Origin of the sequence: Ensifer sp. ENS10 (assembly GCF_014852025.1) — a bacterium.
GTDB lineage: Bacteria > Pseudomonadota > Alphaproteobacteria > Rhizobiales > Rhizobiaceae > Ensifer.
The window spans coordinates 427,268-437,274 of the sequence record NZ_JACVAS010000005.1 but is presented as its reverse complement, the minus strand read 5'-3'; the positions used below and the strand labels follow the sequence as shown (position 1 = coordinate 437,274).

General features: G+C 62.6%; 8 protein-coding genes and 1 pseudogene. 2 read left to right on the top strand and 7 right to left on the bottom strand.

Features of this window, described 5'->3' with window-relative positions:
- Positions 1-281 precede the first annotated feature (281 nt).
- The 7 genes and pseudogenes from IB265_RS20515 to IB265_RS20485 all read right to left on the bottom strand — a co-directional run bounded on the left by IB265_RS20515 (position 282) and on the right by IB265_RS20485 (position 7,721).
- Positions 282-1,583, bottom strand: a pseudogene (locus tag IB265_RS20515) (NtaA/DmoA family FMN-dependent monooxygenase).
- 15 nt (positions 1,584-1,598) lie between these two features.
- Positions 1,599-2,249 carry an NAD(P)-dependent oxidoreductase gene (locus tag IB265_RS20510; protein WP_057248614.1) on the bottom strand — a complete coding sequence of 217 codons (651 nt, stop codon included), beginning with the start codon at positions 2,247-2,249 and terminating at the stop codon, positions 1,599-1,601.
- Between the two features lie 18 nt (positions 2,250-2,267).
- Positions 2,268-3,518 carry an NAD(P)/FAD-dependent oxidoreductase gene (locus IB265_RS20505; RefSeq protein ID WP_192495127.1) on the bottom strand — a complete coding sequence of 417 codons (1,251 nt, stop codon included), beginning with the start codon at positions 3,516-3,518 and terminating at the stop codon, positions 2,268-2,270.
- A complete protein-coding gene (locus tag IB265_RS20500; protein WP_057248616.1) occupies positions 3,515-4,393 on the bottom strand; it encodes an NmrA family NAD(P)-binding protein in 879 nt (292 codons plus the stop codon). The genes IB265_RS20505 and IB265_RS20500 overlap by 4 nt, the downstream gene beginning before the upstream one ends.
- On the bottom strand, positions 4,390-5,424 hold the full coding sequence (locus tag IB265_RS20495) for an ABC transporter substrate-binding protein (RefSeq protein WP_192495126.1): 1,035 nt from the start codon (positions 5,422-5,424) through the stop codon (positions 4,390-4,392). The genes IB265_RS20500 and IB265_RS20495 overlap by 4 nt, the downstream gene beginning before the upstream one ends.
- A 10-nt stretch (positions 5,425-5,434) precedes the next feature.
- Entirely contained in the window at positions 5,435-6,667 is a 1,233-nt protein-coding gene (locus IB265_RS20490; protein WP_192495125.1) for an acyl-CoA dehydrogenase family protein, read from the bottom strand.
- Between the two features lie 13 nt (positions 6,668-6,680).
- The gene (locus tag IB265_RS20485; protein WP_192495124.1) at positions 6,681-7,721 is read right to left on the bottom strand and encodes an ABC transporter substrate-binding protein; all 1,041 of its coding nucleotides are present in this window, start codon (positions 7,719-7,721) and stop codon (positions 6,681-6,683) included.
- 299 nt (positions 7,722-8,020) lie between these two features.
- Here IB265_RS20485 and IB265_RS20480 point away from each other — a divergent pair, with 299 nt between their 5' ends.
- Both IB265_RS20480 and IB265_RS20475 read left to right on the top strand, forming a co-directional pair.
- A complete protein-coding gene (locus tag IB265_RS20480) occupies positions 8,021-9,007 on the top strand; it encodes an ABC transporter permease (RefSeq protein ID WP_057248620.1) in 987 nt (328 codons plus the stop codon).
- Positions 9,007-10,005, top strand: coding sequence for an ABC transporter permease (locus tag IB265_RS20475; RefSeq protein WP_192495123.1), 999 nt, complete (start codon positions 9,007-9,009; stop codon positions 10,003-10,005). The genes IB265_RS20480 and IB265_RS20475 overlap by 1 nt, the downstream gene beginning before the upstream one ends.
- The last annotated feature ends 2 nt before the right edge of the window (positions 10,006-10,007 follow it).

The window sequence follows — 10,007 nt, the reverse complement described above, 5'->3', positions numbered from 1 at the left end:
GACAAAGTGGAAGAGGCGGCGTCGATCGGCCAGATTCAGCTGCGAATAGCGTCGGGACATGCCAAAATCTCCAAGGGGAAACCATTGAAATCATTGGCATGTCGCACTTCAAATTAGAATGTACCTTTTGGGCCACGAAGATCGCATAATGTATCAAAGGGAATAAGACTTGGCCTACAGCGTCGCAGGTCAGGAGTTTTAAGACGTCCACGGTTTCGGTAAGGCCGTTCGCCTCAATATCCAGAATCAAGATATCTGCGGGATTCGCCGGTTTTTGGTTTTCAATCAGCCGGAAAAGGCAGACCGTAGCGCTCCCTGACGGTTCGCTCTTCATAGTGGCTGCGATAGACACCGCGGTCCTGCAGGATGGGGACGACCTTCTTTACGAACTCCTCGATATCGTCAGGCGCTCGTGGCGGCTGAAGCGTGTAGCCGTCGACGGTCCCGTCCTCCCAAAGATCGATGAGCGCATCGGCAACCTCTTCCGGCGTTCCAAGCAGCAGACGGTGGTGCCCCTCCGAGCGGCGTACTGCCTGCCTTGCCGTTAGTTTCTCATGTGTCAGCAGATCGGAAAGCCCGAGACCCATACCGACCGCCTGAAGACGGTTGGGATCCGGGATAAAGCGCTCGGCATCCAGCGCCGCGTCTGGATCGAAACCGTCAGGATCGATGCCGTTCTCCTTGACGAACCGTGCGATCAGGCCGTCTTCCGAACCGGCGCCGCTGAAGAGTTCGTGCTTGCGCAAGGCTTCTTCTTTCGTCTCGCCGAGGATCACCACTACCCCGGGCACGATCCGGATACCCTTGGGGTCACGACCAAGCGCTGCGGCGCGATCCCTGACCTTCTTGCCGAAGGCCTGGCCGGCCGGCCGGGAGAGGATGTTGCAATAGATGATCTCGCCGTGGCGGGCGGCGAGCTCGATGCCCCCTTCGGACGCACCCGCCTGCGCAATCACCGGATGGCCCTGCGGGCCGCGCGGCACATTCAGCGGTCCCTTGACGGTGAAATGATCGCCCTCGTGGTCGATCGAATGCGCACTCTCGGCATCCCAGAACCGTTCGTCGGGCACATCGCCTTCCCGGGCTGGATCCTAGCTCGCCCAGAGCTTCTTGGCGACGTCGAGGAATTCGGACGCTTTCGCGTAGCGCTCCGCTCTCGGAGGCAGCGGTGCGGAGCCGAAATTGGCGGCCACGTTCGGATTGAAGGAGGAGACGATGTTGATGATCAGGCGGCCGCCGGAAACGATGTCGGTCGATTGGGTGCGGCGGGCAAGATTGTAGGGCGAATTGTAGGTGGACGACATCGTTGCGACAAAGCCGATGTCAGGCACCTGTGCCGCAAGCGCCGTACAGAGGATCAGCGGGTCGATGGTATGGAATGGCCGGCTGTCCGGGTCAGTCATCAATGCCGGATGATCGGAAAAGAACACGGCGTCAAACCGACCTTTGTGGGCGAGTTCGGTCAGGCGTCTGTAGTATTGCGGATCATAGATGTCATGGCGGCTGCCGCTGCGGTATTTCCAGGCGGCCGGCAGGTAGCCGGTAGTATTGATGCCGACATTGATGTTGAGCGTTCGGGGCATGCGAATGAAGGTCCTTCAGTAGGCCGCGGTGAAACGGCGGCGGATGAACTGTCTCTTGTCGAGTTCATCGAGAATGGCGATGGCGAAATCCGCTTCGGAGATCCGGCTTTCGCCCGCTTCGTCGCGCAGCAGCGCATCTTCGCCGAGCCGGAAGCGGCCGGTCCTCTCGCCGGATTTGATGGAGAGAGGCGGGGAGACATAGGTCCAGTCGAGGTCGTGCTCGCCGCGTTTCAAGCTGCGAAGGATCTCGCGGTTGCGCAGGGTATGGGCCTTGTGTTCGGCGGGATAAAAATCGCTGTCGACGACGTCGATGCCGGGGCTTGCCTCCAGGCTTCCAACGCCGCCGACGATGATGATGCGGCCAACGCCCGTGCGCTTGACGCCTTCGAAAAGGGAGGCATGCGCTTTCTCGATGAGAACCGCCGCATCTTCCGCCGAATGCCGACGAAGACCAGGACTATAGGCGCTGATGACCGCGTCGTGGCCGGCCACGATCTTTGCCACCTCCTCCGGGTCGGCAATATCCGCTTTCAGAACGGTCAGGCGTTCGGCAGGCTCCACATCGGAGGCATGTGTTACCGCGGTCACCCGATGGCCGCGCGACAGGGCCTCTTTGCGAATGTTGCTGCCGATATTTCCGGACGCACCGAAGACGACGATAGACATGATCGATTTTCCTGGGGGCTAGAGGGCAGGTATCGCCTTGAGCGGTCGATTGGCGCCGACATTGCGCTGCATGGCGGAAAGCGAGGACCGCACGGCTTCGTAGCCGTGTTCGCGCATGGCGTTTTCGTAGTCGTTCACGGCGGCAAGCTGTGGCTTGCCGAAGCGCCGTGCGGCGACAAGCTCGCGAACGAGCAATCCGGCATCGTAGAGGGCGGTGTTGCCGCCAAGCGCGCGGAAATAGGTCATCGCGTGGATCGCGTCGCCGAGCAGCGTCACCGGCCCGCTTTGCCATACCGCGCCGGGGGTGGAGCTCTTGACCTTGAGGAAGGCCACCGTCGACGGGTCGCTGTGGCGAATGAGCTTCAGGATGCGCTCGTCCCAGTGTCCGATGCGCTGAAGGAGCGTTTCGAGCAGGGCATCACCGTCGAGAGATTCAAGCTCCTCGTCTGGCCCGAGCTCGTCGGTATCGTAGGCCGTGTTCCACCAGGTGTAGCTGGTCGAGTTGTTGAAGTGGAAGCCGGGGATGTCGCGGTGGCCGGGGTCTTCTGCACTGACAAAGTCGTAGCGGGCATAGACGGATGGATCGACCCGGTGGCTGGTGATCATCAGGCCGCGGCCGTCGCGCGGGCGAATGTTGGTATTGAACTCCGTGAGAAGCGGTGAGATGCCCCGTCGCTCAGCCTCGTCGATCGTGATCTTGCCGGCCAGCCGGCGCACGCCGGTGTCGATGCTCTTGAGGTCCGGCAGGAGCTGGCGGCGTACCGCCGATCCCGCTCCATCGGCCCCGACCAGAAGATTGGCGCGCACGGCCAAGCCGTCGGAGAAATGCGCAAGCACCGTTCCGTCGGCAAGCTGCTCGTAGCGCTCGAACCGTTTGCCTGTGTGAAAGACGCCGTCGAGCCCGGACAGAAGGATCTGGCGGAGTGTGATCCGGCTGACCGACTTCTCGATGTGGGTATCTTCGGGCTCTGGGGCCGCCTGTCCGGCATCCTCCAGACGGTTGAACCTTTCGTCGAGGACCAGGTTCTCGGTCGGCGCAAGCCCAAGCGTATCGAGGAAAGCGTGAAAGAGATGGGCCGGCAGGTTCGCCTGAAGCGCGTCAATACCGCGTTGCCGGATCCGCATTCGGAAGCCTTGTACATAGTCCGAGCGGACCGGGTCGCGCTCGAAGATGGCGGTGTCGATGCCGTTCTTCCTGAGGCCCTGCGCCAGGGCGAGGCCGCCCGGTCCTCCACCGATGATGGCGACGTCGACGAAGGGTATGGTCATGGCTGATACTCGGGAACTGCAGCCGCTGTAGCGACCTGTTCCAAGATGAACGCTTCGACGGTCCGGGGCGGGCGGCCGAGCAGTGTCGGTACGATGTCGGTCGTCGTCGCGGCACGGCCGGCAGCGATCAACCTTGAAAATTGCGCAACGGCGCGGTGTTCGAAGTCACCATCTTTGGGAACCGTCTGTGGTGGCTTCTCGAGGGCGGCAATCGGCCGTTTCAAGGCTGTCGTCAGTAGAGAAGCGACCTGACGCAATGAGACTACGTCCGGGCCGGTGAGGCTGAGCGTGCGGCCCCGGACGCGATCGGCCAGGAGTTGATGCACGGCGATATCGGCAATGTCACGGGCGTCGATGTAGCCGATGCCGGCGTCGAGGTTGGCGGTGGCGACCTGGCCACTCGTGACCGCGTGCCTGATGGTGTTGGCGAGCGAGACCTGCATCCAGGCGTTGGGCCGAAGCGAAACGGTCTCCACCGGCAGGCCTTGCAGGTGACGTTCGACGGCAGCGTGTGCGGCCCCGGAGATCGAATTGCCGGCCGGTTCGATCGTCCAGTCGGAGCCCGATATCTTGACGATGCGGGCAACGTTTCCGGCGGCGGCAGCATCGGCGACAGCGGTCTGATCCATCACGAGTCTGGCGCTGATGGGGGACAGCAGAAGAAGGCGCTCCACACCTCGAACGGCCGCGTCGAGCGCGGCGCGGTCGCCGAAATCGCCTGCGGCTATCTGGACAGTCTCGCCGAACAGGGCACGTGCCGTCTCCGGGCGTCGGGTAAAGACGCGAACCGGTTGCCCGAGCGCCACTAGCCGCTCGACGATCAGCCGCCCGAGTTTGCCCGTGGCGCCGGTAACGAGGATCGGCGTGGCGCTCATGCGGCGGACCGCTGCAATGCGGCCTCCAGCGGCCGGTGATCGATCCAACTGAAGACGTCGAAATCGGCTGGAATGAAATCCCAATCGAGAAGGAAGCGTTTGAAGTGATCAAACGCGGCGATCTGGAGTTCGTCCAGTGCCAATCCAAGATGGAGATTGACGTCCGGGCCGTTGGCAGCCCAGACCGCGTCCTCGCCGACGCCGATCTCGTTGGCGATGAAGCGAACAGCCGTATCCGGGTTCGAGGCCGCCCAATCGCCGACGCTGGCGACGGTCGACACAAGATCGACAACGAGGTCGAAATGTTCGTCAAGAAAGCGAGCGTCGACCGTCAGTGGTCTCGGCGTGCCATTGTTGATGCGGATCTTCGGATCCGGATGGAAGCCGAATTCCGCCACCACCACTGCACCGATCTGATTGGCGAGCACGATACCTTCGGCACCCTTGACGAAGAAAGCGTCGATCTTGCCCGAGGCCAGGGCCAAAAGTTCGTCGCCATAGGGATATCGGCGCTTCAAGCCCAGGAAGGCGGCATTACCCCGTTCGACCAGGTTGCCCTCCTCGGTGTCGAGATAGACGAGTTCGACATTGCCGGGATCGAGGCCGTCGAGCGAAAGCGCCGAGACGATGCCTTTCAAGGCGGTGGCCCGCTGGAAGTCTACGACGTCGGAATTGGGTTTGCGTGGCACGCCGATGCGGCGTCCTTTCAAGTCTTTCGCCACAGCGATGCCGGAACCTGGAAGCGCGATGATCGCCTGGAATTCGTCTGTCGTGGTGATGCCGACGACGCGTGTCTCGCGACCACCGGATCGCGCCCAAATCGGTGGAATGTTGCCGCCCTGCCGGAACGAGTAATCCAGCGCATGGGTAAAGTGGCTCTGCCGGACCGACGGATCCTTGCTGTCGCGGATCGAGCGCACGGCAACGCCGGCGTTCTGAAACTGTTTGTCGAGCCAGCCGAGTTGATGGGCGATCGACAGCGGGGTCGGGGCGGGGCAGCGTGTGTACCAGACGGAATCGAGGGAAGACATCATAAAACTCCTAGCTGCGGCCGACGACCGCAAGGCGGGGCTGGTGGTGAGACCGAACCGGCACCGGCTCCAGCGCAACGGCAGGTGCTGCGGCGTGGCGGCTGAACGCGGCCTTGGCGAGCATCGTCCGGATGAGGTTGTTCTGCGGCGCGTGCGCCTTGCCAGAGAGGGCGTCACGATGGTGACGCTCCAGCGGATTGTCGCGGCTGATGCCGGGGTTGCCGCCAAGCTCAAGGGCAAGGGTTGTCACCGTGATTGCATTGGCGATCACCGTATGTTTGACCGCGGCAGCGTCAGCGCCGAAGGCGCGCCCCGTATCGAAATCCTCGGCAATCGAACGCAGGAGCCTGCGATTGACTGTCAGCAAGACCTCGATCTCGCCAAGGCCGTCCTGAATGCGGGGGACAGTCGAAAGCGGTGCGCCGAGGCTTGCCGGTGCCCGCGAGGTGGTAAAGTCGATCAGCCAGTCGCGGGCGCCCTGCGCGGCGCCGTCATAGATTGCCGGGACAAGGCTGAAATACCAGGCACCCATGCGTTCGTCGCGTTTCAGGCCCTCCCTCGCCGGCGCGATGTCGAGAACATCCTCCAGCGGGATCGCGACGTCATCGAGGATCAGGTCGTCGCTGTTGGTTGCCCGCATGCCCGTGGCGTTCCAGGTCTTTTCGACGCGAATACCATCGGCCGACGTCGGTACGAGGAACGAACCCAGCCTCGGCTCCGGCTCGTCGGTGACCGCAAGGACCGCCACCCAGCGCAGCAGCGGGATGCCGGTGGCATAGGTCTTGTGGCCGGTGATGCGCCACTGGTCGCCAACGCGCCGGGCAATGGTTTCCGGCAACGACCCATGCGATGGCGAACCGACGCGCGGCTCCACCTGCGCGGCATTGATCAGCGCGACGCCCTCGCGATTGGCCCTGGTAACACGCTCGACCAGGTGCTGTGGCCACTTGCCTGAGGTGCGCACCGAATAGTGCTGGTTGTAGTGCATTGAAAGAACGAGGGCGGTCGACGGCTCTCCGCGGGCTATTGCCGAGATGACGGCGAGCGCCTCCGTCAATCCGCCGCCGAGGCCGCCGTGCTCGGGCGCCGTTACCAGGCCAAGCAGTCCCGCCTCATGGAGCGCGTCGAAATTGGCGAAAGGGAATTCGCCGGTTTCATCGTAGTGGCGCGCTGTGAGGGCGAAGCGTTTTCCGAGCTCTTCGGCCTTGGCAATCACCAGCTCGAAACGTGTGGGATCGGTCATTTGTTGCTCTCGTTCAGGCGACAGCGCGGATGTCGAGTTCCGCCCAGGGACGGTGGTCGACCCATGCGTCGATGTCGAAGTTCTCGGCCAGGAACCCCCATTGATGCAGGAAGTCCTTGTAGTGCCCGATCGCCGCGACGAGTTCCGGTTCGAGGCCGATGCCGAGATGCCTGTGCAGATCCGGACCGTTGGCCGCAGCCACGACCTCTTCGGATGCGCCGACTTCGCGAGCAACGAAGCGGCGCGCCTCTTCGGGGTGCTCTTCGGCCCAGGCGCCGGCTTGCTTTAGCGTCGCGATCAGCTTGGCGACGAGGTCAGGACGATCTTCCGCCAGCCGTTCATCGACGGTCAGCACCCGTGGGGAGCCGGAATTGATGCGGATCTTCGGGTCCGGGTGGAAACCGAATTCCGCGATTGTGTGAGCCGCAAAGAGATTGGCAACGGCAATACCGGGCGTGCCTTTGACATAAATCGCGTCCACCTCGCCGCGCAGCAGTGCGGCCACTTCCGGCCCGTAGGCCTGCCGGTTTCTGAGGCCGTAGAGCTGCGGGCCCTCCCTGCCATCAAGAACGCTTTCGGAAAGCGGGATATCGACGATCTGGACATCGGAGGGCGTGAGCCCTTCGAGCGACAGAGCGGAAACCAGGCCCTTCAGCGCCGTTGCGGCCATGAAGTCGATGATACCGGGTGGTCGGCGCGCAATGCCGAAGCGTCGGCCGACAAGATCGCGCGTCGTTTTGATCCCGGTCCCGGGCAACGTGATGATGGCCTGGAATTCGTCGGTCCAAGTGATGCCGACCAGGCGTGTCGGGTTGCCTTCCGAGCGGGCGCGGATCGGCGGGACGTTGCCGCCATGGCGAAACGAATAATCGAGATGGTGATCGAAGTGGCTGGATCGGACGGAGCGGTCCTTGCTGTCGATGATCGAGTTAAGCGTAATGCCCTCCGCGGCAAACGCCTTGTCGAGCAGGCCGAGCTGGGTGGCGAGCCCCACGGGTGTCGGGACAGGGCAGCGCGTGTACCAGATTTGCGAGATGGCATTTTTGCGTGTCACGGGGTTTCTCCGCTGTCTTCAATGGGATGTGCCGGGAAGGGTTTTTCGTTCGAGTGCGTCTTCCTAGTCACTCATTGCGAGAGCTGTACCGATTTCGGATTAGTATTCCAATACGAGTTCAAATAGCAATAAATCGCAGGAATAGTGTTCCTGTAAGTGGCTAATCTCAGGGCGAAATTACTAAAACAGATTTGACAAAGACTATGTAATTAGTCAACTATAAAAATCATCCGCGGCGAAGGGTCAGGCCGAGGTGAAGGTTCGCTGTTGGCGGACGGCCAAACGGAGAGGCGACATCGATGCCGGTGCTGATCAGAATTGCGCGAACGCTTCGACGAACGCTTCTGCAGGCGGTTCCGACGATCCTTGGAATTGTGATCCTGAATTTCTTCCTTTTGCAGCTGGCTCCCGGCGACGCGGCCGATGTTCTGGCCGGCGAGGCGGGTTCGGCGACCGAAGAAAGCGTTGCGGCGCTGAGAGCCCGCTTCGGGCTGGATAGCCCGGTGCTCGAACAATTGGCCACCTATCTCGGCAACCTCGCGCAATTCAGCCTCGGCTTTTCCCCGCGCTACGGCATGCCGGTCGCCGATCTGATTGCCCAGCGGCTGCCCGGAACACTGACGCTGATGGCGGTCGCGCTCCTCATCGCGATCCTGCTCGGTGTCATCCTCGGATCGCTGATGGCGACCTTTGCGGGCCGGATCCCCGACCGCCTGCTGTCGGTGTTCTCGTTGCTCTTCTACTCGATCCCGAGCTTCTGGATCGGCCTGATGCTGATCGTGCTCTTTTCGGTCAAGCTCGGCTGGCTGCCGAGCGGCGGTGCGGGCACGATCGGATCCCAGCTGAAAGGATTCCCGGCGTTGCTCGACAAGGCCCGCTACATGGTGCTGCCGGCGACCTCGCTCGCGCTGTTCTACGTTGCGATCTACGCGCGGCTGACCCGTGCCGCCATGCTCGAAGTCAAGAACCAAGATTTCGTCCGCACCGCCTATGCCAAGGGGTTGACGCCGTTTGGCGTGACGGCAAGGCACATTCTGCGCAACGCGCTGATCCCGATCACGACCATGGCCGGCATGCATATCGGCGGTATGCTCGGCGGCGCCGTGGTGGTGGAAACCGTCTACAGTTGGCCGGGTCTCGGCAGGCTTGCCTTCGAGGCGGTCATGGGCCGGGATTTCACCGTGCTGCTCGGCATCCTGCTTCTGTCCTCTCTTCTCGTCATCATTGCCAATGCCGCCGTGGACCTCGTCCACGCCTGGCTCGACCCTCGAATTGGAGCGCGCTGATGTCCACCACCGACTTCGGGGCTTTTCCTGCTGTCACCGGCGGCGCCTATGCTGCTCCGGCGACGAACGAGCAGGCAACCGCGCCGGAACGTCCGTCCTGGTCAAACATGAAGGCGCCTGACGCGCGTTCCCAGCCAAACGCTGCGGTCGCCGTCACCAATGGGCACCGGGCGCTGAAGGTCTTCTTCGCCAACCCCAATGCGCTGTTCGGCACCGCATTCCTTGCACTCGTCATCGCCGTCGCGCTGCTGGCGCCGGTGCTCTACCCCGACGACCCCCTGTCGATGGTCGGAAAACCGTTCCTGTGGCCGTGCCAGGATCCGGCTTTCCCGCTCGGTACGGATTCACTGGGGCGCGACGTGCTCGCCGGCATCCTGCATGGTTCGCGCATCTCCCTGTTCGTGGGGCTGGTGGCGACGGCCCTCGGCCTCACCTTCGGCGTGGTCGTCGGCGCGATTGCCGGTTATTTCGGCGGCTGGGTCGACGACCTTCTGGTGAGGCTCATCGAGATCTTCCAGACCCTGCCGAGCTTCGTGCTTCTTGTCGTTCTGGTTGCGATCGTCCAACCCTCGGCCACGACGGTGACGCTTGCGATCGCCGTTATCTCCTGGCCAACGGTCGCGCGGCTGACGAGGGCCGAGTTTCGCGCGATCCGCGAGAAGGATTTCGTCATGGCCGCCCGCAGCCTCGGCTTTGGCCATGGACGGATCATCTTCCGCGAGATCCTGCCGAACGCGCTGCCGCCGATCATCGTGACGTCATCGGTCATGGTCGCAACCGCAATCCTGATGGAATCCGCACTTTCCTTCATGGGTCTCGGCGACCCCAATGTCGTGAGCTGGGGCTCGATGATAGGCACCGGTCGCGAGCTGGTCAGAACGGCCTGGTACCTGACGGCCCTTCCGGGCCTGGCGATCGTCTTCACGGTGCTTGCGCTCAATCTCATCGGCGACGGGTTGAACGATGCCCTCAACCCCCGCTTCACGCAGGATCGTTGACG

Excerpts from the sequence above, each read along its gene's own strand:
- IB265_RS20510 (WP_057248614.1), bottom strand. The coding sequence starts at position 2,249 with ATGTCTATCGTCGTCTTCGGTGCGTCCGGAAATATCGGCAGCAACATT.
- IB265_RS20505 (WP_192495127.1), bottom strand. The coding sequence starts at position 3,518 with ATGACCATACCCTTCGTCGACGTCGCCATCATCGGTGGAGGACCGGGC.
- IB265_RS20500 (WP_057248616.1), bottom strand. The coding sequence starts at position 4,393 with ATGAGCGCCACGCCGATCCTCGTTACCGGCGCCACGGGCAAACTCGGG.
- IB265_RS20495 (WP_192495126.1), bottom strand. The coding sequence starts at position 5,424 with ATGTCTTCCCTCGATTCCGTCTGGTACACACGCTGCCCCGCCCCGACC.
- IB265_RS20490 (WP_192495125.1), bottom strand. The coding sequence starts at position 6,667 with ATGACCGATCCCACACGTTTCGAGCTGGTGATTGCCAAGGCCGAAGAG.
- IB265_RS20480 (WP_057248620.1), top strand. The coding sequence starts at position 8,021 with ATGCCGGTGCTGATCAGAATTGCGCGAACGCTTCGACGAACGCTTCTG.
- IB265_RS20475 (WP_192495123.1), top strand. The coding sequence starts at position 9,007 with ATGTCCACCACCGACTTCGGGGCTTTTCCTGCTGTCACCGGCGGCGCC.